Source organism: Shimia sagamensis, from assembly GCF_900182745.1.
In the GTDB taxonomy this organism is placed as follows: domain Bacteria; phylum Pseudomonadota; class Alphaproteobacteria; order Rhodobacterales; family Rhodobacteraceae; genus Shimia; species Shimia sagamensis.
This window is the reverse complement of the sequence record NZ_FXTY01000004.1, coordinates 357,728-382,438: the sequence shown is the minus strand read 5'-3', so window position 1 is coordinate 382,438 and position 24,711 is coordinate 357,728. Positions and strand designations below refer to the sequence as shown.

The following is a 24,711-nucleotide window of genomic DNA, read 5'->3' as shown; positions in this document are numbered from 1 at the left end:
ACCTCTTGCCCTTGTCGCCTACCCCTCAGGCTCACTCACCGTGCCGCCCCCCACAAGCGCCATCACGCCGGTGGTGCTGGGACAGCTTGTTGGCAAACCCCGTGCCACCCGTACCGCCAGATAGGCAAAGGCCTGCGCTTCAAGCATGTCGCCATCCAGCCCAACCTCTTCGACCGGCACCACCGGACAATCCAGCGACACCCGCAACATCTCCATCAACACCGGATTGAGCCGCCCGCCACCAGTGACCAGCACCCGGCTAGGCGCTTCGGGGCAGTGCCCCATGCCCTGTGCCACAGCGGCGGCACACATTGCCGTCATGGTCGCGGCCGCGTCTTCATCCGACAGCTCGCGCACCAGCTCCATCATCTCTGGGAAATCATTGCGGTCCAACGACTTTGGCGGCATGCGCGAGAAATACGCCTCCTGCAAAAACAGCTCCAACGCCCCTGTCGCTACGGTGCCCTCTGCGGCCACCTTACCACCTTCGTCAAAGGCCAGCCCGCGCCGTGCCCGCAACATGTCGTTCAGCGGCGCATTGGCAGGTCCGGTGTCAAACGCCAGCAACGCGCCCTCGTCCTCAGGCACAGACTTGCGCGGATCCACCCAGGTGATGTTACCCACACCACCAAGGTTCAAAAACACCACCGGCTCAGTGGCACCACACCACTTGGCACAGGCAAAATGGAAAAACGGCGCCAACGGCGCGCCTTCGCCCCCAAGTTCCACATCCGCAGAGCGGAAATCCCACACCACCGGCACGCCCAGCGCCTCAGCCAAAGCTTGCCCGTCGCCCACCTGACAGGTCCCACGGCCACGCGGCTCATGTGCCAACGTCTGCCCATGAAAGCCCACAAGCTCTGCATCCTGAAACCCGCTCAGCACCTCCGCATGCGCCGCTTCAATCACCGCCGCCGCCGCATCGGCCTCCGCCCCGGACCAATGGCCCAACGCTTGCGTCAGCACCGCCTGTTCTTCTTCGCAATAGCCGCGATAAGCCGTGGCGCCAAAACTCTGGATCACCTGCCCATCGGTCTCAACCACAGCCGCGTCCACACCATCCAGTGATGTGCCAGACATCGCCCCCAACGCACGTACAACCGTGTGTTTATTCTGGCCCTTGAACATGGCCTTATCCTTTTGGTTTGCTCACCCGATCCACGCGTCGGCGCGGTGGCAAAACCTTAAAGGATCAGCACCCCATATCACCAGCCCAAAACAGAAATGCCCCACGCTCTGTGTGTAATATCCAGACCGTGGGGCGGCCCTCAAACGGCACGCTCCGACTTCAGCGAGTATGGGGAGCCCCCAGAGCCGGAGACAGAGGAGCTCTGTGCACCTCCCGTCGCCAGGCTGCGCGTGACTTCACCCGAACCACAATCGCAATCAATCCAAGGCAAATCCAGAACACCTGGATCATAAACGATCCAAGATTGAAGTCCTGCACCAGACTCACCAGAACAAGTCCCGCACCAAAAATATTGATGACAAAAAAGGCAATGTCCTGACTGCTGAGAAAGCGAAAGGTGATCAGGGTATAGTTGGTCAGGTAAAGGCAAAACCCCAACACGCCACACCCAGTTGAAACAGGGGTGGGAAGCGCCTGAATATATTCAATAACATACGCAAACAATAACCGCGCTCCCCGATAAATAACTTCCTGTTCAATGAGCGTGAACCTACCTGAAACAGGCGCGCATATCCTATCCCCACTTGGGGACATTCAACACATCCTCAGGATTTCCATACCATCTGATCAAAACTCCGGAATGTCATAGCGCAGGCCATCCGGCGCCATGTCTTTTCCAGCCGCCCGCGCCGCCAACCAAGGCCAGTTCTCGATGTGGTGATAGTGGCCCTTGCCGCGCAATATGGTCAGCGTCGCATTGTTCAAATGCTGCGCCAGCAACTCCGCGCCTTGCATAGGCGCAACATTGTCGTCTGGCCCCTGAAAAATCTCAACGGGCGTGTGAATATCGGAGGGATCAAAATCCCACCCCTGCGCATTAAGCAGGTTCTCCTCCACCATCCCCTCCATGCCAGAAGCCGTGCGCAAAGCCAGCATTTCAGCCGTTCGCCTGCGGATCACTGGACAGGAAAGAATGCGAATATCGTCCGCACTGCGCGAGCGGCGGCAATAGCGGTCAAAGTAACGTTCTTTGTTTTGCAGAATCGAGCGCACCAAAAACGGAATGATCTGGCGCAACATCGACGGCCAGTGCCGCCCAAGTATGCAGGACATATGATAAAACTGATCCAGCTCCCGCCAGTTTTCATGGCGATAAAACGGATAGCTGGCCGAAGACAGCACCACCTTGGATATCCGGTCCTGCAACTCATGTGTCACCGCCAGCGCAGACCCGCTACCAAAGGACACCGACAACACCCCTGCCTGTCCAACACCCAGATGATTCAAAAGCTCCCGCACGTCTGAGGCAAAATCCCGCAGGCTCTGCATGTCAAACGGGTCTGACAAAAAACTGCCTGGGCGACAGGGGCAAATCAATCTCACGCCGGCCTGTTCCATCAAGTCATGGCAGCGTTGCGGATACCCAATCATATCGATGGTCACTCCGGACAGTGCGTCAAACACCAGTACCGGCACCCCATCTTCCGGACCAATGCAAAAATACTCATGTTGTCGCCCATCCCTCAAAGTGATGCGATTGCGCACTTGGAACAACACACTTGGCAACGCCTCTTGCGTGCGCACCGCCATAAGCGGTGATTGCGCCAATAGCGCCGCCAACTCATTGCGGCTTTTGGTGTCGGTCTTGTCATACACCCGCTTCAAGTAGGTGCGCACACTTTCATAAGAAATGCCCATGCGCCGCGCTGCTTCGCGCAGATCATAAGACTGCCCCATATGCCGCAACACTTCCGCTTCCCGCCGTGTCAGCTTGTGCTGCCTCGCCAAATGATCGGCGCCCATATGGGTCTGCAAACCAGAAGATATCACCACGCTTGCTGCAATAGGTGGGAACCCAATTCGCGCAGCCTCCTCTCGTGGCAAAACGATAATATCCGCCACCCCATCTTTTTGGCTCTGGTATTCCAACGCCACGCCGCTGCGGTTCACGTCTGCCGCACATTGGGACATCAACTGCCCTTCCCCCGACGCCGGCAAAAAAACCTGCACCTCCTCTCCCTGCGATACAGGCGCTGGCAACACCTCATACAGGGCACGGTTGGCCATCAACACATGCCCGTCTTCATTGAGCAGTGCCACGCCAAAGGCAAAACTGTTCAGGATGGACGACAGGTAGGCCTCGCGCTCCTGCAACCCCACAACACGCTCTGATATGCTAAAGGCGCGTCGAAAGTGCCGCGACAGGTTCTCAAACCCCCGCGTCTCTGCCTCAATCTGACGGGGGCTCTCCAAAAACCGACTATCACGCGCCCGGTGCACCTCTTCCACCAGCTCGGAAATCAACTCCGGCCACAGCGAATTGTCCAGCGACGCCTCATACACAAGATGCGTCAGGTCCTCAAAACGATCACTCATCAAAACAACTTCAAAAAAGGTCAGTTTAGCAGCGCAATCCTCCTCCACATAGTGAGGAAACCCCGCCCCCACACTGCCGTGCAATCCCGGCTTACAAACACGCGCCCAAGGTGCTAACAGGACGGGACGCGCCCCACCGGGGCCAGTGACAACCAACAACGGACAATGAGTGGCACCATGACCTACACGCCCAAATCGGAATTCCTCACCGTGATGCTAGAGCGCGGCTTTGTGGCCGATTGCACAGATTACGAAGCCTTTGACAAAGCGCTCTGTGACGGTGTGGTGCCCGGCTATATCGGCTTTGACGCCACCGCCAAGTCCCTGCACGTGGGCTCGCTCATTCAGATCATGATGCTGCGCTGGCTGCAAAAAACCGGTCACAAACCCATCACCCTGATGGGCGGCGGCACAACCAAAGTGGGCGACCCGTCGTTTCGGGCTGACGAACGCCCGCTGCTGACCAACGATCAGATCGACGCCAACATCGACGGCATCAAACAGGTGTTTGCCAAATACCTCGACTATGGCGACGAGGGCACCGGCGCGCTGATGCTCAACAACGCCGAATGGCTCGACGAGTTGAACTACCTCACTTTCCTGCGTGACATCGGCCGCCACTTCTCGGTCAACCGCATGTTGTCGTTTGAAAGCGTGAAGTCCCGTCTGGACCGCGAGCAATCCCTGTCGTTCCTCGAATTCAACTACATGATCCTACAGGCGTATGACTTCCTGGAGATCAACCGCCGCTATGGCTGTCTGGTGCAATTTGGCGGCTCTGACCAATGGGGCAACATCGTCAACGGCATCGACCTGACCCGCCGCGTGGATGAGACCCAGATCTTCGGCCTGACCTCTCCACTGTTGACCACCTCTGACGGCAAGAAGATGGGCAAATCAGCTGATGGCGCGGTCTGGCTCAACGCTGACATGCGCAGCCCGTATGAGTTCTGGCAGTTCTGGCGCAACACCACCGACGCCGACGTGGGCCGCTTCCTCAAACTCTACACCGAAATGCCGGTGGACGAGTGTGACCGCCTCGGCGCGCTGGCAGGCTCGGAAATCAACGAAGCCAAGATCATCCTCGCCAACGCGGTGACCACACTCTGCCACGGTGCCGATGCCGCGGCCACGGCGGAAGCCACAGCACGCGAAGTGTTCGAAAAAGGCGGCGTCGGCGACGACCTGCCCACTGTGACGCTCACCTCTGAGGACCTCGGTGACGGTATCTCCATTGTGCAGTTGATCGTAAAAACAGGTCTGGCCAAGTCGGGCAAAGACGCCAAACGCCTGATCAAGGAAAACGGCGCCAAGCTGGATGACGCCCCACTGACCAACGCCGGCCTGATGATCGACGCCGCCGCGCTCGCGTCCCCAATCAAGCTCTCTGCCGGCAAAAAGCGCCACGCATTGGTGCAACTCGACGGCTAACCTCTCGCGCAACGCATGTTATTCAAGGCCCGCGCCACTCGGCGGGCCTTTTGCTTTCTCATTCCTCCAATATCCCGGGGTGAATGCGCCAAAGGCGCAGAGGGGCTGGCCCCTCCCACTCCCCCCTAGACACACTGACGCCATTCAGGTTATTTGAACACACGTTCATTTACCGCCTAGAGGAGGCTTTCCATGAAACTTGATCAAACCTGCGCCGTGATCACCGGGGGGGCCTCCGGTCTGGGCGAAGCCACCGCCCGCCACTTTGCCGCAAACGGCGCCAAAGTGGCGCTGTTTGACCTCAATGAGGCGCGCGGCGCAGAGATCGCAGCAGAGCTTGGTGGCACCTTCCACAAAGTGGACGTGACCGATGAAGACAGCGCCGCTGCCGGTATTGCAGCCGCCAAAGCTGCCATGGGCAAAATCACCGCCGCCGTGAACTGCGCTGGCATCGCGCCTGCGGCCACCACCCTTGGCAAAAACGGCCCGCACCCGCTGCACACTTTTCAGAAAACCATCGACATCAACCTCGTGGGCTCCTTCAACGTCGCCCGCCTCGCCGCCGAAGTGATTGCGGAAAACGAAACCGAAGCAGACGGCGCGCGCGGCGTGATCATCAACACCGCCTCCATCGCCGCGATGGACGGTCAACGCGGCCAGGCCGCCTATGCCGCCTCCAAAGGTGGCATTGTCGGCTTGTCTCTCCCGATGGCCCGTGACCTCGCCCGTTCTGGCATCCGCGTCATGGCAATTGCACCGGGCATTTTCCTGACTCCAATGCTGCAAGGCTTGCCGCAAGAAGTCCAAGACCAACTGGCGCAAGACGTGACCTGCCCAAAACGTCTGGGGGACCCGTCCGAATATGCCCGCCTCGCTGGCTTCATTGTCGAAAACGGCTATCTCAACGGCGAAGTCATCCGCATCGACGGCGCCCTGCGCATGCAGTAACAAAACCGTAGGGTGCGCATTTACTGCGCACCTTGCTATCCTCTCCGCAAAGGAGAGCGCCATGCCCCGCCAAAACCGCGTACAACCAGATGGCCAGATCATCGCGCACCCCACGCGCGGGACCTTCATGGGCAACCGGGGCATCCTGCACGACGACACCGCGCACCAGCATGGCAAGCTGACCCACCGCCGCTGGCGTCACAAAGCCTGGGTCTGCTGTGTGTTGTCGTTCAAAAACCGTCAGCGCCAGCTCATGGCCCGCAACCGCTACACCGAACTGTTTTTCTATGACGAAGCTGTCGCGCTCGCCGCTGGACACCGCCCCTGCGCCGAATGCCGCCGCGCCGACCACAAGGCTTTCCTCGCCGCCGCCGACCACTCTGGCTGCGCCCCCGACTTCGACGAACAGCTACACACCGCCCGCGCCATTCCCCGCGTCTACGGCCAAAACCGCCCCCTTGAAGATATTACCGGCTTGCCAGACGCCACCTTCATCCTGACGGACACCGGCCCCGCGTTGCTACTTGGGGACATGGCGCTGCCGTTTACCCCAGAAGGCTACACCGCCCCGATCAAACGCCCGCAAGGCACACACCCCGTACTCACCCCCGCCCCCACGCGCATCGCGCTCCACAACGGTTTCCGCCCCATGCTCCGCCTGCCCGCCTCGCTGGCCTAAGCCCAAAACCACCGCGCTGTTGACAAACTTCCGCCGCCAAGTGCCTTTAGAGCAACAAAAACACCTTCAACGCGGACACCCAAATGAGCTTTCCCGATCTGTTTGACCACTTTGACCACGTCTACATCGTGAACCTGCCTTATCGGGACGACCGCCGCAGCGAGACCATTGCCGACTTTGCCCGCGTCGGTGTGACTATCCCAAACGAACACATCACTTTCTTTGAGGCCTCCCGCCCGAAGGAAAAAGGCGCGTTCCCCTCGATCGGCTCACTCGGCAACTTCCTCTCGCAAACCCGCGTGCTCGCCGACGCTCTAGAAAAAGGCTATGAGCGCATCCTGATCTGCGAAGACGATCTTGAACTCAACGATCTGCCGGACAGCACCGTCGCCAAAGTGCTCACGGACCTGAAAACCACAGATTGGTCGATCGCCGCTCTTGGCTACCTCGAACCGGAAACCCCACCCACCGACAGCATTGGCCTCAGCGAGTGGACCGGCGGCACCCGTGGCACGCAATTCTGGGCCATCCAGGGCGACAGCGTCCGCGCGTTCCATGACTACCTCGAACTTGTCCGCGCCCGCCCCTCCGGCCATCCCGAAGGCGGCTCGATGTTCTTTGACGGCGCCTTCAACATGGTCCGCACCATTGTGCCCGGCACCACCTTCCGCCTCGCCACGCCCTGCCTTGCGGGCCAACGCAGCTCCCGCACCGACATCCACGACCTGAGATTCTACGACCGCGTCGAACCGTTCCGCAGCATCGTTGGCGCCCTGCGCAAACTGATGAACCGTGCCAAAGGTTAATTTCTGCACCGCAGCACAAATCCCCACCTCCGCAAAACAGTCGCAATACCGACAAGATACCGACGTGGGTTTTGGCCGTTAACTTCTGCACCGCAGCACATCGCCAACCGGAATCGCTGGCACTCCGCAAAGCCCCCTGCCATACCTTGCGCAACACTTCACGCGCAGGACCACCACATGACCCAGATCGTCTCCTCTCTCGCCGAGATCTCCGACAATTACAAAGCGCTGTTTGTCGACCTTTGGGGCTGCGTACACAACGGCGTCACCGCCTATTCAGAAGCCGTTGCCGCCTTGCAAGCTTACCGCGCCAGCGGCGGCATTGTGGTGCTGGTCACCAACTCCCCCAAACCCCGCGCTGGTGTGGCCGAACAGCTTGGCTCCTTTGGCGTTCCTGACGATGCTTATGACACCATCGCCACGTCTGGTGACAGCGCCCGCTCCGCGATGTTCAATGGCGCCGTCGGCGAAAAGATCTACTTCATGGGCGAATGGCAACGTGACGAGGGGTTCTTCCAACCTCTTGAAATCCTTGACAACCCTGTCGACATTCAACGCGTCCCACTGGCCGAGGCTGAAGGCATTGTCTGCTGCGGCCCGTTTGACACCATGGCCGACCCAGCCGTGAACCGCGCTGATTTCCTCTATGCAAAAACCAAAGGCATGAAACTGCTCTGCGCCAACCCTGACATCATTGTCGATCGTGGCGACATACGCGAGTGGTGCGCCGGCGCCTTGGCCAAACTCTACACCGAAATGGGCGGTGAAAGCCTGTACTTTGGCAAGCCACATCCCCCCATCTATGACCTCGCCCGCCGCCGCCTCACCGCCATGGGTGCTTCTGTGTCTGATAGTGACATCCTCGCCATTGGCGATGGCCCACACACCGACATCTCCGGCGCCATGGGTGAGAACATCGATTCGCTCTTCATCACCGGCGGCCTCGCCGCAGCAGAGACCAAAACCGCGCATCAACCAGATGAAGCCGCGTTAACGAATTATCTCGCAGATCAGCAAGTCACACCACAATTTGCGATAGGCAAACTACGGTAACACAAAAGCACTTGATTTTTCTGCAACTGCAAAGTAACAATATTGCCAATCAAGCACAAATTGCGTCACTTAATTGCACAGCCAATCCAGACTCGGAGGGCCCAATGTTGGACAATCTGCCTCGCGGCACCATATTTATCGAAGACCTCGAAATCGGCATGACTCGCTACGTGCGCAAAACCGTGACCGATCAGGACATCGAAATGTTTGCCGCCGTGTCCACCGACCACAACCCGGTGCATCTGGACGAGGACTATGCCAAAGACACCATGTTTGGCGGCCGCATCGCGCATGGCATGCTCACTGCTGGCCTGATCTCCGCTGTGATCGGTGAGCAACTGCCCGGCCATGGCACCATCTACATGGGCCAGTCGCTGAAATTCCTCGCCCCGGTGCGCCCGGACGACACCGTTGTGGCCTCCGTGACCGTCACCGACATCGACATAAGCAAACGCCGCGTAAAACTTGAATGCGCCTGTATGGTAGAGGGCAAAAAAGTCCTCGCGGGTGAAGCCACCGTGCTGGCGCCGTCCCGCAAGCTGGACTGATCATTCCCAACACAAATCTCCTCCAAAACGGTAGGGCGGCGCCAAAAGCACCGCCCTATTTGCTTTAGAACTTACCATTCTCATGCGACATCTCGGCTGGAATCTCACTGATCGTGTCCCAATGTTCAACGATTTTGCCATCAGCCACGCGGAACAAATCGAAAAACGCGGTTGGGGTATCTCCCAACGCACCTTCAGACGCCGTAAACACAAAATTGCCTTCCGCAACAATCAAATGGGTTTCGTCATAGCGCATTTTCTGCCCCGCCTGTGCCATGGCTGCCAACGCCGCGCCAAGTCCATCCAACCCATCCGCAACCAAGGGATTGTGCTGCAAGTACGTGTCCGCCGAGATGTAATTCGCAATGTTTTCAGGCGCCTGTCCGTGCAGCACATCCGTTACAAACGCCGTCACAACCGCCTTGTTCTCAGCCGTTTTTTCGAGATCAACAACCTCGGTGCCACCGTCCGTCATCAAACGACCGGAAGGGTTGGGTGCCGCGAGCGGTTGAAGATTGTCCCAATGTTCCGCGACTTTTCCACCCTCTACTCGGAACACGTCAAACGCCACCAAAGTCTCCGACCCAAAGGCCTGTGCGTTGTTGTAAGTGGTGTGCAAAACCACAAAATCCCCCTCCGTGATCACCCGATGTGTGTCGATTGTGATGCCACTTGCCTTGAGTGCCGGAATGAAGCCGATAATGGGAGCCGCGCCAGTGGGCACTGCTGGATTGTGTTGAATGTAATCCGGCGCCAACAGCTCCGTCGCGGCCTCCGGGTCAAATTGAATGAACAGCGCGGACACCGCATTCAGAACAGTTTCAGTGATGGTCATAAGACAGCCTTTCGAATCACCTTGTTTTCATAGTGATTGAGAAGGTATTATTTCTGCACCAAGTATCAATTACGCACCTCAAAGGAACGAAGTATGGTCAAAGTAACCGCCCTTACAAAAGAGGAGGCTGAGAACTGCCCGGTGCGGTCTGTCCTGACCCGCGTGACCGGAAAATGGCAATTGCTGATAGTTCTCAATCTGGGCAACGGTGCGCAGCGCTTTGGCGAATTAAAGCGATCTATTGGCGATGTGACGCAACGGGTATTGACCGAGAACCTGCGCACATTGGAACGCGACGGTCATTTGACTCGCACGGTTCATCCTGGCCCGCCCCTGGCCGTCAGCTATGCGCTCACCGATCGCGGGTTTGCGCTGCTTACGGTTTTGAAACCGCTGGTGGATTGGGCTGCGGAGAACTTTGACGATATCGCACAATCGCGCAATTTGGCAGACCAGTAACCGCCGTTGCGTCCTCTCTTGCGCCTTGCCGCTTCAAGAGCTAACCCTGCCACATGCAGATCATTCGCGACTACCAGTTTGTGACACCCCAAGATCGCGGCGCCAGCGTCGCGATTGGCAATTTTGACGGCGTGCATTTGGGCCACCAATCGGTGATTAACCTTGCCCACAATGCCGCGCCTGACGCGCCTCTCGGCATCATGACCTTTGAGCCACATCCACGTGAATATTTTGCGCCCGACGCGCCACCGTTCCGCTTGGCCAGCGCCGAAACCCGCGCGCACCGTCTGGAAAAACTCGGTGTCGACAAGCTATATGAACTGCCGTTCAACACCGCGCTCTCCAGCCTCACCCCGGAGGAATTTGCCCGCGACGTGATCGCCAAAGGCCTCGGCCTCACCCATGTGGTGGTTGGTGCCGACTTCTGCTTTGGTAAAGGCCGCAAGGGCACCGCAGACGATCTTGTGGCCTTTGGCCAAGAGTTTGGCTTTGGCGTCACCGTCGCTCCGCTCATTCAAGCCGGCGACGGTCAGGTCTCTTCAACCTCCATCCGCCAAGCCCTCTCAGACGGCCGCCCCCGCGACGCTGCCAACATGCTCGGCCACTGGCACCGCATTGACGGGTCGGTGATTGGCGGCGAACAACGCGGCCGCGATCTCGGCTTTCCCACCGCCAACATGTCCATCGACGATCTGCACCAGCCCAAATACGGCGTCTATGCGGTTCTTGTGGACGTGCTCGACGGCCCGCACACCGGCAGCTATTTTGGCGCCGCCTCCATTGGCACTCGCCCGATGTTTGGCGAAAACAAAGCCAATATCGAAACCTTCCTGTTTGATTTCTCAGGCGACCTCTACGGCCACACCCTGTCTGTTGGCCTTGTTGAGTACCTGCGTCCAGAAGAGAAATATGACAGCCTCGACGCGCTTGTTGCTCAAATTGCACAAGACTGCGACGACGCCCGCAACATCCTGAATGCCCTATGACACGCCCCCCTTTTCTAAAAGCCCCCAGCGATCCCATCGAGCGCCACGGCCTCGCCAAACGCTTCTGGGAAAAGAAGCCGCTGACCTCCCTCAACGACAAAGAGTGGGAGGCGCTTTGTGATGGCTGCGGCAAATGCTGCCTCAACAAGCTCGAGGACGAGGACACCGGCGAAGTCGCCCTGACCCGCGTTGCCTGCCGGCTGCTGGACGATGAGACCTGCCGCTGTGTGCAATACGACATCCGCCATCAATTTGTGCCGGAATGCATTGTGATGACCCCGCAAAACATCCACGAGCACGCCTATTGGATGCCGCAAACCTGCGCGTATCGCCTGTTGTGGGAAAAGAAGCCGCTTTATGACTGGCACCCGTTGATCTCCGGCACGCCAGATACGGTGCACGACGCGGGTGTCTCTGTGCAGCACCAAACCGTATCCGAATTCGAAACCCCGCTGGAGCAGTGGGAAGACTTTATCATCGAGGAGCCCTCCTAATGCACTTTGCCTCTGACAACTCCGGCGCCGCGCTGCCCGAGGTCCTCGCCGCCATTACCGAAGCCAACGACGGCTACGCCATGGGCTATGGCGACGACGTGGAAATGACCCAAGTCACCGCCAAAATCCGCAAGATTTTTGAAGCTCCCGAGGCAGCCGTTTATTTGGTCTCCACCGGCACCACGGCAAATTCACTTGCGCTTGCAACCCTTTGTGATCCTTGGCAAACCATCTTCTGTACAGAAGTGGCGCATATCCACAAGGACGAGTGCAATGCGCCCGAGTTTTACACTGGCGGTGCCAAACTCACACTGGCGGCGGACAAAGACGTCGACAAGATGACGCCAGCATCACTGCGCGCCGCCATCGAGGTCGAAGAGACCCGCGGCGTGCACGGCCCGCAACGTGGCCCTGTGTCGATCACGCAGGTCACCGAATACGGCACCGTCTACACCCTCGCCGAACTCACCGCGCTGTGTGATGTGGCCAAATCCTACGACCTGCCCGTGCATCTGGACGGCGCGCGCTTCACCAACGCCATGGTCGCGCTTGGCTGCACCCCTGCCGAAATGACCTGGAAAGCCGGTGTCGACGCGGTCAGCTTTGGCGGGACTAAAAACGGCTGTATGGGGGTCGAAGCGGTGATCTTCTTTGATCCCAAACACGCCTGGGAGTTCGAACTGCGCCGCAAACGTGGCGGCCACCTGTTCTCCAAACACCGCTACCTTTCCGCGCAAATGCTCGGCTACCTGCAAGACGACGTCTGGATCGAAGCCGCCACCAAAGCCAACGCCAACGCCGCCCATCTCGCTGGCGGCCTACGCGCACTTGGGGCCACCTTCAAATACCCGCCACAGGCCAACATGATGTTTGTCGCCCTGCCCCGCGCCACCCACAAACGCCTGCTGGACGCCGGCGCGGTCTACCACCTCTGGGACGGCACTCTAGAGGGTGACGACGCCGAGATGGTCACCGCGCGTTTGGTCTGTGACTGGTCGCTCAACAAAGAGGTGATCGACCAATTCCTCGATCTGGCCGCAGGGAAATAATCCGGTGAGAGACAGCCTACGCGCCAAAGCAGTTCAGATTTGCAACGACAAGATCACCAAGAAAGGTGAGACCGTCGGCCTGTCCTTCTATGCCTTCTTTGCCAACAAGAACGACAACCCGGAGCTGCTGATGGAGGCCGCCACCTGGTGGATCCAAACCCATGAGCTGGACCACTTTGAGAAAGCTGTAAAGGTGCGGGATATGATCCTGTCCGGCGCATAAGAACCGCTCAAAGCCTCTCTTGAACCAACCACTTATAAGCCGCGCGCATTCCGTTTAGAGATTGCGAGCGGTTTCCGTACACAAACATCCAAAGTCCGGTGCTGAGATAAGAGTTGCCGGTGTAATTTCGCTCAATCAGCACCAAATCCCGCGCCGCATCAACCATCATAAAGTGCTCACCGTAGCCGTCGGTCCACACCGTGCCATCCGCGTCTTTTATCCACCAAAGATACCCCGCATGGCTGTATTGCCCGTAGCCAATATGATTGTCGCGCAGATCACTATGCGGCGCGGTTGAGAGCGCGATCCAGCTTTCCGGCACAACTTGCTGCCCCCGCCAGACGCCTTCCTGCGCCACCATCACGCCAATCCGCGCAAAATCCCGTGCGCTCATATAGGTGTGATAATGCGGGTGTTGCGTATCTGTGCTGGGCATAAACCACGGGTCGCCCATAATCACATTCTCTGCCTGAAAATCCTGCATCCCCAACGGCTTCGCCAGGAACGCGTCCATGAACGCCCCAATTTCATAGCCGGTTTCCTGCACAAAGATCGTGCCAAGCGCGTTGGCATCAAAATTGTTGGCAAAGAAGTACGCGCCGGGTTTGTAACTGTCCCGCTGCGGCCGATCCGTGATCTGCGCGTCATGTTCCCCGGCGGCAGGCAAAAACACCCCCGACCGGAACATCAACAAATCCCGTATGGTCGCGGTTTTTTCCTGCGCTGTGAGGGGAATGGTTTCATCAATTCCCAACTCCGCCAGTGTTTTGTTTAGGTCAATCAGCCCCTTATCCACCGCAATGCCATACATCAGGCTCATGATGGATTTGCGCATCGAATGGGTGTTCATGATCAGATCAGTAGGACCGTCGGCAAAAATGACATCGCCTTTATACAAGATCATACGCGCCCGCTTGCGATCATCCGGCCCCGGCGCAGGCCAAAGCGCTCCAATCTGGGAGCTGTCGAAATCCGCAAAACTATGTGCGGTTTGTGTCTCCGGTGAAGGGTTCCAAACTCGCGGCACAGTGACAAGGGCAAAGACACCCAACATCAACGTGAGGATAGACCAAACAAACAGTTTTCGCATGACAAATGCCCTCGTGAATTTATCACAACCCAGAGCTGACAAGTCCTGTACTAAATATCAAGTCGGTTTGTGGCGACCGTTGCTCAGAACTGATCAAGCCAAACATTCGTTTTAGAAGAGCCTCTCCAGTCCTGCCAACGGAAGAGGCTGGTGGAGCCAAAATCACAAACTGGATCAGTTTGAGAAAGTGCCGCAAGTGCTTTTGTCGGGGGGCGAAGCACTCGGTTCTTCAATCCAGTACATTCTTTTCAACAATATTGTGGTGAGAAATTTCTCACCAGCCCCTTTTGTTTTTGGAGAAACGACCCAAACAGCCAGGCCATTGATTTCAGTCAAGTTAGTAGCCCTGAAGTGGGCTAGACTCGAAACGTTATGTCAATCGACGGCATTTATCGGGGGTGTGCGATGTCCGAAATTCCAAAATGGGTTCGTCCTACGGCAATAGTTGCAGCGCTTTTTGGTGCCCTGACCGTTTTTTCTGGAGGTATGGTTCTTTTTGGTAATTCCGCCGCCAAAGCTGCGGCCGGGGACGCTGTTCCATTGGTTCTTTGGTTCAATTTTCTGGCCGGCTTCGCCTATATCCTTGGCGCATTTGCGCTCGTTTTTTCGACGACTTGGGGGCTTCGAGCCTCATGGGTGATAGGGATTGGCACCTTTTTGATATTCACCATACTGATTGCAATGGCCCTTAATGGAACCGCATTTGAATGGCGCACAATCGGTGCCATGAGTCTGCGTTCCGGTTTTTGGTTGGCAATTGCGATTGCGCTTACAAAACGAGTAAGGAAACGCACGCAATAGCAAAGCGCCAAATCCCCCAGACCGACAGCTTTCCCCGATGAATTCAACTGATCGCTGCAACGGCACCGATTGATGCCCGACAACCTAGTCCAGCGTACTCTCAACCATCCGCCGCACCTCAGCCGCCAGCACATCCGCATGGGTGATCGCGCCCATATGCCCCGCACCGGCCACGGTCACCCGCCGCCCGTTCTGCACCGCGCCTGCAACGCCATCACAAACCGGCTTCATAATCGCAGGGCTCTCCGCCCCGTCCATCACCACCACCGGCACGGCAATCTCGCCCAATCGCGGCATGATGGTGCCAATGTCTTCCAGCACATCCTGCTGAGAGGCCACCACAAACGGCACCTGCCGCGTGAAGGTCGCGCGGGTCTCTTCCGGCAACGCTTCCCAAGACGTCCCGTTCCCCCACTCCTCCACAAACATGCGTACCGCCGCTTCCGGATCACCAGCGTCATTGAGGGCAAACACCTGCCCCATATGCGCATCATTCTTGGCCACGGCCTCCGGCGCAGCCGCCTTGGCCGCCAGCATCATAACTGGCTCAAACAACGACAATGAGCGCACCAGATCCGGCCGCTCAATCGCCAACTGCAGCCCCAGCAGCCCGCCATAGGAATGCCCAATCACATCCACCGGGCCGTCCAGACGCGCCAATATCGCATCCAACATGGTCTGGCCGGTCAACGTACCCGGCACATACTCCGCACTGCGCCCATGGCCCGGCATGTCTGGTGCCTCAATCGTCAACAGATCGTCCAGCGCCGCGCCAATGCCGCGAAAGGCACCCGAATGCCCAAGGTTGCAATGCAGCGCCAAAGCCGCACGCGGCCCCTGCCCCAACACACGCCAATGCATGTCAGGCGTCTTTCTGGTGTCCAGTGCCATAGCTCTTGAAGTGTCCTTACAACTCACCCGCTAAATGCGCGTCCAAATCGTCCAACCGGTCCTGCCCCCAGAACCGCGCCCCATCGTCCGTCACATAAAACGGCGCACCAAAGGCCCCCGCTTCCACCGCTTCATCCAGATTGCGGGCATAGGTCTCCGCTCCAACCAACAAGCCGCTGTCCGCCAGCGACGGATCAAACCCGGCCTCAGTCAAACAGGCGCGGATCACATCATCCTGTGCGATGTCTTTCTCCTCAGCCCAGCACGCCCGCAAAAACCCATGCGCCAAAGCACCCAAGTCGCCACCACCGGAATTTGCCGCCGCAATGAAGGCATAAGAGGATGGCGCCATATTGGTCGGCCAATGTGCCGGGTTCAGATTGAAGTCCATGCCCAGCTTCTTAGCCTGCCGCTGCATTTCCTGCGCGCGGTATTCCTGCCGGCTGACGTGACGTTCTTTCGGTGGCGTGCCCCCGGTGCGGCCAAACAGCGCCACAATATCGAGCGGCTTATAAACGATCTCCGCGCCGTGTTTGGCCGCGATCTGTTCCAACCGTGTGCCTGCCAAATAGGAATACGGAGAAATTGTTGAGAAATAGTAGGTGATCGTGGCCATTTTTGCCTCCCATAGCACGCACGTCGCTTTGCGGGACGTTAGGGCCATGTTAAGGCGAGTGCAACGTCACGAATCTGTCACCAAAGCCACCTGGGGATTACCGCGCTATGGCCACCATTCTTGAACCAAAACTGATCACTGGCAATGCCAACAAACCGCTTGCCAGCGCCATCGCGCGGCGCATGTCGATGCACCGGGGCAGCAACGTCAACCTGATCGACGCCCGTGTCGAGCGTTTCAACGACGCCGAAATCTTTGTCGAAGTCTACGACAACGTGCGCGGCGAAGACATGTTCATCATCCAGTCGACCTCCAATCCGGCAAACGACAACCTGATGGAACTGCTGATCATGTCCGACGCCCTGCGCCGCTCCTCGGCCAGCCGCATCACCGCCGTGATCCCCTACTTCGGCTACGCCCGTCAGGATCGTCGCACCAAGGCCCGCACACCCATCACCGCCAAGCTGGTCGCCAACATGATGGTTGAGGCTGGCATCGAGCGCATCCTGACCATGGATCTGCACGCTGCCCAAATCCAAGGCTTCTTCGACATCCCGGTCGACAACCTTTACGCCTCCCCGGTGTTTGCGCTCGACATCAAAGCGCAGTTCAAAGATCAGCTGGACGACGTGATGATCATCTCCCCGGATGTGGGTGGTGTGGCCCGCGCACGCGAATTGGCGAAACGTATCAACGCCCCCCTGGCCATCGTCGACAAACGGCGCGAGAAACCGGGCGAAATTGCCGAGATGACCGTGATCGGCAACGTCGCAGGCAAAAAATGTATCATCGTGGACGACATCTGCGACACTGCCGGCACGCTGTGTAAAGCCGCCGAAGTGCTGATCGAGCATGGCGCCACCGAGGTGCACAGCTATATCTCCCACGGTGTGTTGTCCGGCCCGGCGATTGAGCGCATCACCAACTCGGTGATGAAGTCGCTGGTGATCACCGACAGCATCGAGCCCACCGAGGCCGTAAAGGGCGCCAGCAACATCCGCATCGTGCCCACCGCCCCGATGTTTGCTCAGGCGATCCTGAACACCGCCAACGGCACGTCCGTGAGCTCGCTGTTTGAAACCGAGACGCTGGAGCCAGCTTACGAAGGTCTGTTCAAGACCTGATCGGAGGGTCAACCGCTCTAACGATACGAGAAAGCCCCGGCGAAAACGTCGGGGCTTTTTCTGTGAGTATCTCGAGCACCTCCGAGTGACGGCGATCAGTGACAAGCAGACCATGACCATACCTGTACTTTCTATCGCCCGTTTGGGTACCAGATACTCCCTAACGAACAGGCCGAAACTTTCGAGCAGACAAGCGCCCAATGCTGGGCACAACATCAAACTTAAATGCCCGAAACGCATCAGTCTCTAAGTGCTGCCGCCAATGCATTTCTGACTGCCACACCTCGTAGATCAACCACTGTCCAGTTGCGCCCTCTTCTTCGCAAAGACTGTATTGCACACATCCAGCCTCTGCGCGTGACGCCGCGGTCAACAGCTTAAGCTCAGCCGCCATGGCCTCCTCATGACCATCACCAGCCTCCACTTCGGCAACAACGACAAATACAGTCATCTAATGGGCCTCCCGGATAAGGTCGGCGGCCTTTTCTGCGATCATGATCACAGGTGAGGCCGTGTTGCCGGACACAATTTTCGGCATGATAGAGGCATCGACCACGCGCAGACCTTCAAGCCCTCTCACCCGCAAGTCCGGCCCCACTACAGCGGCATCGTCCGTGCCCATTTTGCAGGTTCCAACCGGGTGAAAAATTGTGGTGGCAATATCGCCAATGGCAGAAAGTAGCGCGTCATCACTTTCCACCTCAGCTCCCGGGAGCATCTCTTCAGGCGCGTGAGGTGCAAGGGCGGTGGCCGTCATAATCTCGCGCACCTGCTTCACAGACGTCAGGGCCACTTGCCGGTCTTTGGCAGCAGACAAGTAATTCAACTGAATGTCTGGTTGAACCTGCCGGTCCGAAGTCGAGATATGGCAACTGCCAACACTCTCTGGCCGCAAGTTACAGACAGACACAGTGATGGCCGGATAGGGATGCAATGGGTCTCCCAATTTGTCGGTGGACAAGGGTTGCACATGGTACTCCAGATCAGGCGTCGCCATCGCAGGATCTGACTTGGTGAACATGCCAAATTGACTGGGAGCCATCGACATCGGCCCCGACTGGGTGAACATATACTGCAACCCGATCCGCGCTTTGCCTATGATTGAATTTGCCATGGTGTTCAGCGTTTTGGCGTTTTTGACCTTAAACACAGTGCGAATTTGCAAGTGATCCTGCAGGTTTTCGCCAACACCCGCACTCATGTGTTGTACATCAATGCCGTGTTCTTTCAGCACGTCCACGCGCCCAATACCCGACAGTTCCAGAATTTTGGGAGAGTTGATCGCCCCTGCGGCAAGCAAAACTTCCGCACTGGCTTTGGCCAATGTTTTCTGCCCCCTGTGGGTGAAATGCACGCCCGTGACCCGCGTGCCCTCAAGCACCACATGATCGGTATGTGCTTCAGTAATCACACGCAGATTGGGCCGCTTCATGGCCGGACGCAAAAACGCTTTGGACGTGTTCCAGCGGACCCCGCCTTTCTGGTTCACTTCAAACAGGCCGCTGCCCTCGTTGTTCCCATCGTTGAAGTCAGCGCGTGGCGCGATGCCAAATTCGCGCGCGCCCTCCTGAACCGCCTCAAGGATCTCCCAGCCCAAGCGTTGTTTGGACACTTTCCATTCGCCGCCCGCCCCATGCAACGCGTTCTCACCGGCATGGTGATCTTCCGATTTTCGAAAATACGGCAAGACGTCATCCCACGACCAACCGGCATTTCCCAATTGCCGCCAGTGGTCATAATCCGCAGCCTGCCCGCGCATGTAAATCATGCCGTTCACTGAGGAACAGCCGCCCAACACCTTGCCACGTGGATAGACCAGCGCCCGCCCATTCAAGCCAGACTCATTGGCGGTTTTCATCATCCAGTCGGTGCGCGGGTTGCCGATGCAATACAAATAGCCAACCGGGATGTGCACCCAATGGTAATTGTCCGACTTGCCTGCCTCCAACAAAAGAACCCGGGTTTTGGGATCTTCTGTCAAGCGGTTTGCCAGCACACATCCAGCGGTCCCCGCCCCAACTATGATGTAGTCGTAGTCACCCTCTAAAGGGGTTGGAATTGTCATATTCTTAGTCTCGGCTGTTTGGATCAGAAGGCAACCACAAGCTTGCCAATCATAGTGCCGCGCTCAATCAACGCATGCGCCTCTTTCAAGGTGTCAGCGCTTAAACCACGTAGCGTGGTGGTTTCCGTTGTGCTGACGATGCCATCATCCACCAAGCGCGCCATGCGGGCCAGTATCTGCCCCTGACGTGCCATATCCGGCGTCCCAAACAGGGAGCGCGTGAACATAAGCTCCCACATCAAAGCCGCTGACTTGCCTTGTAGCGCCGAGATATCAAGCTTTTCATCCGTTTCCACAATGGTGCCGATCCGACCCTGAGGAGCGATCAAGTCACACATGGCATCCCAGTGCTGGGCTGTGTCGGCATATTGCGCGATGAAGTCTACAAACTCCCGGCCGCTGGCCCGTGTGTCCGCAATCAGATCGCGGTGGTTCACAACCTCATGTGCCCCCATTTTTCGACACCACTGTGCACTTTCTTTGCGCGACGCGGTGGCAATGACTTCCAAGCCCGTGAGCTTGCGTGCCAACTGTTGTGTGATGGACCCGACCCCTCCGGCGCCACCAATCACCAGCAACGATTTGCGGGACGGCCCAGAGGCCACCTGCAATCGGTCAAACAACATTTCCCAGCTTGTGAGCGACACCAAGGGCAGGGCCGCAGCCGCCTCCGGCACCACATTGCCAGGCGCGTGGGACACTATCCTGTGATCCACGGCCTGTAGTTCCGCATAAGACCCGGGGCGGTTTGCATCCCCCGCATACCAAACACGATCTCCCACCTCGAAACCGGATACATCTGCCCCGATGGCCTCAATGCGGCCAACAGCGTCATAGCCCAAAATCATCGGAGCTTCATGTGGCGCGTCCACGGCAGTGCGAATGCGCCGTTTGGCGTCTGCTGGATTGACTGAAATGGCTTCAACCGCAACCAACAGGTCCATGGCGCCAATTTCAGGCGTGGGCATATCAACTTCAAACAGGCTGTCCGCGTGTTCGATGGGCAGAGAGTTTACAAAACCAATGGCTTTCATGAGTTGTCCTCCAGAGAGCGCATCTGCGCCCAGATAGGTTGCATTGCGTCTGACAGGGTCGCAAAAATTTCGGCGCGTTTTTGGTAATGCGCGCGCATCGCCGGATTGGGCGCAAAGGTCTGGCGTGGGCGCGTCATTTTGGCGATGCCCTCCGCATAATCCGCCACCAGCTCCACGGCCACCGCAGCACCAATTGCGGCACCCAGCGCGCCGGTTTCCTGCGCCTCGGCCACCACAATTGGCACGCCCAAACAATCGGCAAACATTTGCGGCCAATGTGGGCTTCGAGCGCCGCCGCCTGACAAAATAGCGCGGTCAATGTTCACCCCGGCATCTTGCAAAACCGCAATATGACGACGGTGTTCAAACATCACCCCTTCAAATAACGCGCGCAGCATATGGCCTTCAGTATGCCAGCCAGCCACACCATAAAACCCAGCGCGAAACTCTGCGCCTTGCCCCGAGCCGTAAAGAAACGGGTGAAAAAATGGATCATCCAGTCGCGGCGCAATCTCTCCGACACGTTGATTGCAGTACCCAAAGGGGTCGTCGTGATGCCCCCCTCGCTCCACAAATTCACGGACGTACCACTCCAAATTCACCGCAGAGGTGGCGCTGGCCTCGATATTGACAAACTGGCCGGCGCCAAACGCGCTGACCATAAAGACGTTGGGATCAACCACAGGCGCGTCAGAGAACACCTGATTGATACTCCAGGTGCCCGCAATAATTGAAGCGTCCCCCGCACAGCCCGCCCCAGAGCCCAAGGCACTGGAGACCACATCGAAATAGCCCCCGATCACTGGCGTGCCTTCCGCCAGACCTGTGATTTTTGCCGCCTCAGCCGTGACATGGCCCGCAATATCGGCGGGATCGATCAGGCGCGGCAACATCTCTTCTGCGTCGGCCAAGCCATACAGCGCCAAAAGCTCTGCGTCATAAGTGGCCTGAGGCATCCGGGTAAGGCCACAGCCGGACATGTCGGAGATGTCACTGACCCGCGCGCCAGTCAGCCGGTTGGTGATAAAATCTTTGCACAACAGCACCGTACCGGTGGCGGCATAAAGGTCCGGCTTATGCCGCTTCACCCATGCCAACAGCGCAGGTGTTTGCGACGGCCATGGTTTTTGCAAGCAGAGCTCATGCAGTCGATCACCATGGGCAAGCGACAACTCCTCAGCCACAGAGGCGGCCCGCGTGTCCAGAGATTGAATGCCAAGCAGCGGCGCCCCGGACTTATCCAACAGATAAAGCCCGTTGCCATGTCCCGCACAACCAACCGCCGCGATCTGTTCCGCGGCAATTTCGGCCTCCGCGATACAGGCAGCGATCACAGTGCCAGCATTGGCCCAAAGCTCGCCTAAATCACGTTCAACGTAGCCTGGCTGCGGCGTGCTGGTCTGGCCATCCAATACCTGCATCGCAACCTGTTGGCCCTCTAGATCAAACAGCACCGCCTTGATCACGGTGTTGCCTGCATCCAGCCCTAGGAGGTATTTTTGCGCTGATTTAACCACGGTTGTATATATCCCAAGCTTCGTCACCCGAAGCGCCGGAGTGGATCAGCGCCATCAGCGCAGCGACCACAGCCTTCGGATTGTCATGCTGATAGATATTGCGCCCGTAGACCATCCCCTGCGCGCCTTGCGCCATAAGAGCAGCGGATTTGTTCAGCACAGATTGAAGATCATCTTTGCCGCCGCCACGCACCAGCACCGGCACCCGAGCCGCCTCAATCACGCGGTGAAAATCCTCAGCGTTTTCAGTGGGATCCGCTTTGATAATGTCAGCGCCCATTTCTGAGGCCAAGCGCACGAGGGTCACAATTTTCTCAGCGGCGCCATCAACTTGATAGCCACCGCGCACATCGTTGGGCAGCATCACAAGCGGCTCGATCATCAAAGGCATGCCGTATTTGTCACATGACGCCCGCACACGGCTGATGTTTTCCACACACTGACGGAACAGCTCCGGCTCGTCGGGCAACATGAACAGATTGACCACCACTGCCGCCGCATCCATTTCCAACGCGCCAATAATCGGTTCATCAGCGTTTTGTAGCATCGACCACATCACCCGATGGCGCTGGTCGTTGTAGGGGTTGCCCATGTCGATGCGCATCACCAACGCCGGCTTGTCCTTTTCAGGGCGGTTTTGCAGCAGGTCAGCCTGACCATAAGCACATTGGATTGCGTCCGGCTTGGCCTTGATCAGCGTGTCCATCACACTTGGCATGTCTTCCAGACCCACCATGAAGCTGGGCTCATTACAGACGCCATGGTCAATTGCCACATCCAGACACCCGCCATTTGTGAACATGCGGTTCATCCGCGCTTTAGTGCTTACGCGCATTTCATACTCCATTGTTTTGTGCGTTCGGCCAGCATCTGCGGGGTCACCCCGTAGAAGTCCGACAATTCTTCGATCAATTGATTTTTCTGTGCTGTGGTTTCCGCAGCTGACAGGGACAGCTCCTCTGACAACACCTGCGCCAGTCCCCCGATAAGCCCTAAGGATATCTGCCCGGTGATCGCCAAAGAGGTGCGTCGCAAAGCAATGTCAGCGAGCGTTTGAACGTGTTCATCGGTGATGAGGCGGCGTATCTCGGCTTTCGAATACTGGACACCTTCGCCAAGGGAGACATCCCCTCCCAAAGATGTGCAAAACGCCTGAACAGACGCTGCAGCACTGCCGTAGTGCGACATCAAATGCCGCGCTCGATCCGAGCTGATGGCAAAACGATGCTGCAAGGCTTGGGTAAGCACCTCGGATTGCTCAGAATAGCCTTTGCCGCCGCCAATTGCCAAATTACGCGTATCGCGGCGCCGGGGCTTGCCCAGCTCTTGCAAAACCATATCGGCGGTTTGTTCCGCAAAGGCGCGAAAGGTTGTCCACTTACCGCCAACCATGCAAAATTGCGGCACATCTCCGGGCAACACTTTGACATCATGGCCACGGGAAATACGCCCAGTGAACTCCTGCGTGCTCTGCGGCAACGGCCGAATGCCCGAGTAGCTAAACACGACGTCGGTTGCGGACATCTCGATGTTGGGAAACACCAACCTCAACGAATCCAAGATGTAGTTGAGCTCATCCGCTTCGCACCGCACGCGGGCAGCTTCTTCGACCCGGATATCGGTAGAGCCCGCCAGAACTTTGCCCTGATACGGGAACACAATGCACACCCGCCCATCGGCGTTCTCAAAATAGGCCATATGGCCACCGAGCGCCTTTTCCAACGCAGGGTTGTCGATGATCAGATGGGAGCCTTTGGTGCCGGCCACCATCTTTTTCTCAGGTGCACCCGCCAAGTTTGACACCGATTTATCCAACCAAGCGCCCGTTGCATGCACAATTGTGCGGGGCTTAATGTCCAAGCTTTTGCCGGAGCGCTGACAGGTCAGTGTATAAGTGTCTCCAGATTTTTGCAGCTCGGCATAGTTTAGGGCGACGCAGTGCGGCGCGGCTTCACCCACATCAGAGATCATTTCCAGACACAGCCGTTCCGGATGCGAAATCCATGCATCGTAGTAAACCGCCGAACACTTGGCCTGTGCGGTGATGTCAGGCCAGCGCCTGCGGGTTTCCGCCCCGCCAAAAAAGGCATGTCTCGGCACCGCGCGACTTTTCCGGGTCACCCAGTCATACAGCCCCAGCCCCAATTTGATTGGCAGCGCACCGCGGCTCGACGGCTTGCCCTGCCGCCCTAAAAAACTCGCGGCAGAATTCAACATGCCAGAAAACAAAGAGGTTATTGGGATCACGGTTGGCAACGGCTTCACCATATGTGGGGCGTTGCGCAACAAGGCATCACGCTCCAGCAACGACTCTCGCACCAGATCAAATTCACCGTTTTCCAGATAGCGCAAACCACCGTGGATCATACGCGATGGTGCCGCAGAACATCCCGACGCAAAATCGTTTTTCTCCACCAACAGGACCCGCAATCCTTGCAGGGACAGATCCCTATAGACACCGATCCCATTCACCCCGCCGCCGACGACAACAACGTCAAAGGCATTGTTATCCTTGATCAAAGCCAGATTATTTTGGCGTGCGTCAGACATAGCTTTC

26 protein-coding genes are annotated in these 24,711 nt (G+C 57.7%); 13 read left to right on the top strand and 13 right to left on the bottom strand.

Annotation, left to right across the window (positions count from 1 at the left end):
- Positions 1 to 18: 18 nt before the first annotated feature.
- The 3 genes from QOL67_RS12675 to QOL67_RS12665 all read right to left on the bottom strand — a co-directional run bounded on the left by QOL67_RS12675 (position 19) and on the right by QOL67_RS12665 (position 3,505).
- Entirely contained in the window at positions 19 to 1,128 is a 1,110-nt protein-coding gene (locus tag QOL67_RS12675) for an anhydro-N-acetylmuramic acid kinase (protein WP_283426331.1), read from the bottom strand.
- 160 nt (positions 1,129 to 1,288) lie between these two features.
- Positions 1,289 to 1,723, bottom strand: a complete 435-nt coding sequence (locus tag QOL67_RS12670) for a CBU_0592 family membrane protein (protein ID WP_283426330.1) — start codon at positions 1,721 to 1,723, stop codon at positions 1,289 to 1,291.
- Between the two features lie 33 nt (positions 1,724 to 1,756).
- Positions 1,757 to 3,505 (bottom strand): alpha/beta fold hydrolase, encoded by a 1,749-nt coding sequence (locus QOL67_RS12665; RefSeq protein ID WP_283426329.1) that lies wholly within the window; start codon positions 3,503 to 3,505, stop codon positions 1,757 to 1,759.
- 177 nt (positions 3,506 to 3,682) lie between these two features.
- Here QOL67_RS12665 and tyrS point away from each other — a divergent pair, with 177 nt between their 5' ends.
- The 6 genes from tyrS to QOL67_RS12635 all read left to right on the top strand — a co-directional run bounded on the left by tyrS (position 3,683) and on the right by QOL67_RS12635 (position 8,970).
- Positions 3,683 to 4,936, top strand: a complete 1,254-nt coding sequence (tyrS, locus tag QOL67_RS12660) for a tyrosine--tRNA ligase (protein ID WP_283426328.1) — start codon at positions 3,683 to 3,685, stop codon at positions 4,934 to 4,936.
- A 192-nt stretch (positions 4,937 to 5,128) separates the two neighbouring features.
- Entirely contained in the window at positions 5,129 to 5,884 is a 756-nt protein-coding gene (locus QOL67_RS12655) for an SDR family oxidoreductase (protein WP_283426327.1), read from the top strand.
- 61 nt (positions 5,885 to 5,945) lie between these two features.
- Positions 5,946 to 6,563 carry a hypothetical protein gene (locus tag QOL67_RS12650; protein WP_283426326.1) on the top strand — a complete coding sequence of 206 codons (618 nt, stop codon included), beginning with the start codon at positions 5,946 to 5,948 and terminating at the stop codon, positions 6,561 to 6,563.
- Between the two features lie 83 nt (positions 6,564 to 6,646).
- Positions 6,647 to 7,369, top strand: a complete 723-nt coding sequence (locus QOL67_RS12645; RefSeq protein WP_283426325.1) for a glycosyltransferase family 25 protein — start codon at positions 6,647 to 6,649, stop codon at positions 7,367 to 7,369.
- Between the two features lie 177 nt (positions 7,370 to 7,546).
- Positions 7,547 to 8,422 (top strand): TIGR01459 family HAD-type hydrolase, encoded by an 876-nt coding sequence (locus QOL67_RS12640; protein ID WP_283426324.1) that lies wholly within the window; start codon positions 7,547 to 7,549, stop codon positions 8,420 to 8,422.
- A gap of 104 nt (positions 8,423 to 8,526) precedes the next feature.
- A complete protein-coding gene (locus QOL67_RS12635; protein ID WP_283426323.1) occupies positions 8,527 to 8,970 on the top strand; it encodes a MaoC family dehydratase in 444 nt (147 codons plus the stop codon).
- A gap of 64 nt (positions 8,971 to 9,034) precedes the next feature.
- Here QOL67_RS12635 and QOL67_RS12630 read toward each other — a convergent pair whose 3' ends face one another.
- Positions 9,035 to 9,805 (bottom strand): nuclear transport factor 2 family protein, encoded by a 771-nt coding sequence (locus tag QOL67_RS12630; protein ID WP_283426322.1) that lies wholly within the window; start codon positions 9,803 to 9,805, stop codon positions 9,035 to 9,037.
- A 93-nt stretch (positions 9,806 to 9,898) separates the two neighbouring features.
- Here QOL67_RS12630 and QOL67_RS12625 point away from each other — a divergent pair, with 93 nt between their 5' ends.
- Genes QOL67_RS12625 through QOL67_RS12605 form a run of 5 tightly spaced genes read left to right on the top strand, consistent with a single transcriptional unit; the run spans position 9,899 to position 13,016 of the window.
- Positions 9,899 to 10,264, top strand: a complete 366-nt coding sequence (locus QOL67_RS12625) for a winged helix-turn-helix transcriptional regulator (protein WP_283426321.1) — start codon at positions 9,899 to 9,901, stop codon at positions 10,262 to 10,264.
- A 53-nt stretch (positions 10,265 to 10,317) separates the two neighbouring features.
- The gene (locus QOL67_RS12620) at positions 10,318 to 11,250 is read left to right on the top strand and encodes a bifunctional riboflavin kinase/FAD synthetase (RefSeq protein WP_283426320.1); all 933 of its coding nucleotides are present in this window, start codon (positions 10,318 to 10,320) and stop codon (positions 11,248 to 11,250) included.
- Positions 11,247 to 11,744: a YcgN family cysteine cluster protein gene (locus QOL67_RS12615; RefSeq protein WP_283426319.1), complete on the top strand. Its 498-nt coding sequence runs from the start codon at positions 11,247 to 11,249 to the stop codon at positions 11,742 to 11,744. The genes QOL67_RS12620 and QOL67_RS12615 overlap by 4 nt, the downstream gene beginning before the upstream one ends.
- Positions 11,744 to 12,793, top strand: coding sequence for a threonine aldolase family protein (locus tag QOL67_RS12610; protein WP_283426318.1), 1,050 nt, complete (start codon positions 11,744 to 11,746; stop codon positions 12,791 to 12,793). Before QOL67_RS12615 ends, QOL67_RS12610 begins: the two co-directional genes overlap by 1 nt.
- Positions 12,794 to 12,797: 4 nt before the next feature.
- A complete protein-coding gene (locus QOL67_RS12605; RefSeq protein ID WP_283426317.1) occupies positions 12,798 to 13,016 on the top strand; it encodes a DUF6500 family protein in 219 nt (72 codons plus the stop codon).
- 7 nt (positions 13,017 to 13,023) lie between these two features.
- Here the strand turns inward: QOL67_RS12605 and QOL67_RS12600 are convergent, their stop codons facing one another.
- Positions 13,024 to 14,106 carry a serine hydrolase domain-containing protein gene (locus QOL67_RS12600; RefSeq protein ID WP_283426316.1) on the bottom strand — a complete coding sequence of 361 codons (1,083 nt, stop codon included), beginning with the start codon at positions 14,104 to 14,106 and terminating at the stop codon, positions 13,024 to 13,026.
- Between the two features lie 405 nt (positions 14,107 to 14,511).
- On the opposite strand from QOL67_RS12600, the gene QOL67_RS12595 reads away from it, so the two are divergent.
- On the top strand, positions 14,512 to 14,907 hold the full coding sequence (locus tag QOL67_RS12595; RefSeq protein ID WP_283426315.1) for a hypothetical protein: 396 nt from the start codon (positions 14,512 to 14,514) through the stop codon (positions 14,905 to 14,907).
- Between the two features lie 84 nt (positions 14,908 to 14,991).
- Here QOL67_RS12595 and QOL67_RS12590 read toward each other — a convergent pair whose 3' ends face one another.
- Together QOL67_RS12590 and QOL67_RS12585 are read right to left on the bottom strand one after the other, a co-directional pair.
- A complete protein-coding gene (locus tag QOL67_RS12590; protein WP_283426314.1) occupies positions 14,992 to 15,798 on the bottom strand; it encodes an alpha/beta fold hydrolase in 807 nt (268 codons plus the stop codon).
- Positions 15,799 to 15,814: 16 nt separating this feature from the next.
- Positions 15,815 to 16,414: a 2-hydroxychromene-2-carboxylate isomerase gene (locus tag QOL67_RS12585; RefSeq protein WP_283426313.1), complete on the bottom strand. Its 600-nt coding sequence runs from the start codon at positions 16,412 to 16,414 to the stop codon at positions 15,815 to 15,817.
- Between the two features lie 107 nt (positions 16,415 to 16,521).
- Here QOL67_RS12585 and QOL67_RS12580 point away from each other — a divergent pair, with 107 nt between their 5' ends.
- Complete coding sequence (locus tag QOL67_RS12580) at positions 16,522 to 17,538, top strand: ribose-phosphate pyrophosphokinase (RefSeq protein ID WP_283426312.1); 1,017 nt, start codon at positions 16,522 to 16,524, stop codon at positions 17,536 to 17,538.
- Between the two features lie 160 nt (positions 17,539 to 17,698).
- Here QOL67_RS12580 and QOL67_RS12575 read toward each other — a convergent pair whose 3' ends face one another.
- Genes QOL67_RS12575 through QOL67_RS12550 form a run of 6 tightly spaced genes read right to left on the bottom strand, consistent with a single transcriptional unit; the run spans position 17,699 to position 24,704 of the window.
- Positions 17,699 to 17,989, bottom strand: a complete 291-nt coding sequence (locus QOL67_RS12575) for a putative quinol monooxygenase (RefSeq protein WP_283426311.1) — start codon at positions 17,987 to 17,989, stop codon at positions 17,699 to 17,701.
- Complete coding sequence (locus tag QOL67_RS12570) at positions 17,990 to 19,603, bottom strand: GMC family oxidoreductase (RefSeq protein ID WP_283426310.1); 1,614 nt, start codon at positions 19,601 to 19,603, stop codon at positions 17,990 to 17,992.
- A gap of 23 nt (positions 19,604 to 19,626) precedes the next feature.
- Positions 19,627 to 20,637, bottom strand: coding sequence for a zinc-binding alcohol dehydrogenase family protein (locus QOL67_RS12565; protein WP_283426309.1), 1,011 nt, complete (start codon positions 20,635 to 20,637; stop codon positions 19,627 to 19,629).
- On the bottom strand, positions 20,634 to 22,154 hold the full coding sequence (locus QOL67_RS12560) for an FGGY-family carbohydrate kinase (protein ID WP_283426308.1): 1,521 nt from the start codon (positions 22,152 to 22,154) through the stop codon (positions 20,634 to 20,636). Before QOL67_RS12560 ends, QOL67_RS12565 begins: the two co-directional genes overlap by 4 nt.
- Positions 22,147 to 22,989, bottom strand: coding sequence for a class I fructose-bisphosphate aldolase (locus QOL67_RS12555; protein WP_283426307.1), 843 nt, complete (start codon positions 22,987 to 22,989; stop codon positions 22,147 to 22,149). The genes QOL67_RS12560 and QOL67_RS12555 overlap by 8 nt, the downstream gene beginning before the upstream one ends.
- Positions 22,980 to 24,704: a glycerol-3-phosphate dehydrogenase/oxidase gene (locus tag QOL67_RS12550; protein WP_283426306.1), complete on the bottom strand. Its 1,725-nt coding sequence runs from the start codon at positions 24,702 to 24,704 to the stop codon at positions 22,980 to 22,982. Before QOL67_RS12550 ends, QOL67_RS12555 begins: the two co-directional genes overlap by 10 nt.
- Positions 24,705 to 24,711 lie beyond the last annotated feature (7 nt).

Bases quoted from the DNA above. Each gene is read 5' to 3' on its own strand.
- QOL67_RS12610 (WP_283426318.1), top strand. From the start codon at position 11,744: ATGCACTTTGCCTCTGACAACTCCGGCGCCGCGCTGCCCGAGGTCCTC.
- QOL67_RS12625 (WP_283426321.1), top strand. From the start codon at position 9,899: ATGGTCAAAGTAACCGCCCTTACAAAAGAGGAGGCTGAGAACTGCCCG.
- QOL67_RS12620 (WP_283426320.1), top strand. From the start codon at position 10,318: ATGCAGATCATTCGCGACTACCAGTTTGTGACACCCCAAGATCGCGGC.
- tyrS (WP_283426328.1), top strand. From the start codon at position 3,683: ATGACCTACACGCCCAAATCGGAATTCCTCACCGTGATGCTAGAGCGC.
- QOL67_RS12590 (WP_283426314.1), bottom strand. From the start codon at position 15,798: ATGGCACTGGACACCAGAAAGACGCCTGACATGCATTGGCGTGTGTTG.
- QOL67_RS12635 (WP_283426323.1), top strand. From the start codon at position 8,527: ATGTTGGACAATCTGCCTCGCGGCACCATATTTATCGAAGACCTCGAA.
- QOL67_RS12595 (WP_283426315.1), top strand. From the start codon at position 14,512: ATGTCCGAAATTCCAAAATGGGTTCGTCCTACGGCAATAGTTGCAGCG.
- QOL67_RS12600 (WP_283426316.1), bottom strand. From the start codon at position 14,106: ATGCGAAAACTGTTTGTTTGGTCTATCCTCACGTTGATGTTGGGTGTC.
- QOL67_RS12565 (WP_283426309.1), bottom strand. From the start codon at position 20,637: ATGAAAGCCATTGGTTTTGTAAACTCTCTGCCCATCGAACACGCGGAC.
- QOL67_RS12645 (WP_283426325.1), top strand. From the start codon at position 6,647: ATGAGCTTTCCCGATCTGTTTGACCACTTTGACCACGTCTACATCGTG.
- QOL67_RS12580 (WP_283426312.1), top strand. From the start codon at position 16,522: ATGGCCACCATTCTTGAACCAAAACTGATCACTGGCAATGCCAACAAA.
- QOL67_RS12640 (WP_283426324.1), top strand. From the start codon at position 7,547: ATGACCCAGATCGTCTCCTCTCTCGCCGAGATCTCCGACAATTACAAA.
- QOL67_RS12655 (WP_283426327.1), top strand. From the start codon at position 5,129: ATGAAACTTGATCAAACCTGCGCCGTGATCACCGGGGGGGCCTCCGGT.
- QOL67_RS12630 (WP_283426322.1), bottom strand. From the start codon at position 9,805: ATGACCATCACTGAAACTGTTCTGAATGCGGTGTCCGCGCTGTTCATT.
- QOL67_RS12550 (WP_283426306.1), bottom strand. From the start codon at position 24,704: ATGTCTGACGCACGCCAAAATAATCTGGCTTTGATCAAGGATAACAAT.
- QOL67_RS12575 (WP_283426311.1), bottom strand. From the start codon at position 17,989: ATGACTGTATTTGTCGTTGTTGCCGAAGTGGAGGCTGGTGATGGTCAT.
- QOL67_RS12650 (WP_283426326.1), top strand. From the start codon at position 5,946: ATGCCCCGCCAAAACCGCGTACAACCAGATGGCCAGATCATCGCGCAC.
- QOL67_RS12585 (WP_283426313.1), bottom strand. From the start codon at position 16,414: ATGGCCACGATCACCTACTATTTCTCAACAATTTCTCCGTATTCCTAT.
- QOL67_RS12675 (WP_283426331.1), bottom strand. From the start codon at position 1,128: ATGTTCAAGGGCCAGAATAAACACACGGTTGTACGTGCGTTGGGGGCG.
- QOL67_RS12570 (WP_283426310.1), bottom strand. From the start codon at position 19,603: ATGACAATTCCAACCCCTTTAGAGGGTGACTACGACTACATCATAGTT.
- QOL67_RS12615 (WP_283426319.1), top strand. From the start codon at position 11,247: ATGACACGCCCCCCTTTTCTAAAAGCCCCCAGCGATCCCATCGAGCGC.
- QOL67_RS12665 (WP_283426329.1), bottom strand. From the start codon at position 3,505: ATGAGTGATCGTTTTGAGGACCTGACGCATCTTGTGTATGAGGCGTCG.
- QOL67_RS12670 (WP_283426330.1), bottom strand. From the start codon at position 1,723: ATGTCCCCAAGTGGGGATAGGATATGCGCGCCTGTTTCAGGTAGGTTC.
- QOL67_RS12555 (WP_283426307.1), bottom strand. From the start codon at position 22,989: ATGCGCGTAAGCACTAAAGCGCGGATGAACCGCATGTTCACAAATGGC.